This is a genomic window from Ulvibacter sp. 2210JD10-4, from assembly GCF_058148525.1.
Genome location: NZ_JBYVJZ010000145.1, coordinates 1 through 229 on the forward strand (window position 1 = coordinate 1; position 229 = coordinate 229).

General features: G+C 32.3%; 1 pseudogene. It reads left to right on the forward strand.

What is annotated here, in order from left to right:
• Positions 1-48: 48 nt before the first annotated feature.
• Positions 49-229: pseudogene (locus ACY2RT_RS15810) on the forward strand (aldehyde dehydrogenase (NADP(+))); the annotation flags it as partial.

The window sequence follows — 229 nt, forward strand, 5'->3', positions numbered from 1 at the left end:
TTACAAACCTGTAGATGTTGCAACGCATCTGCAAAGGATCAAAAACTTATGATTACAGGAAAAAATTATATAGAAAAAACGTTATCTGCTAAAGGCGGTAAAGAACATAAAACATTTAATCCGCAACTTAATTTAGAAAACGAAAACACATATACAGAAGCTACACAGGATGAAATCAATGAAGCTGGGAACTTGGCATCAAATGCCTATAAGGTTTTCAGTAAAATTT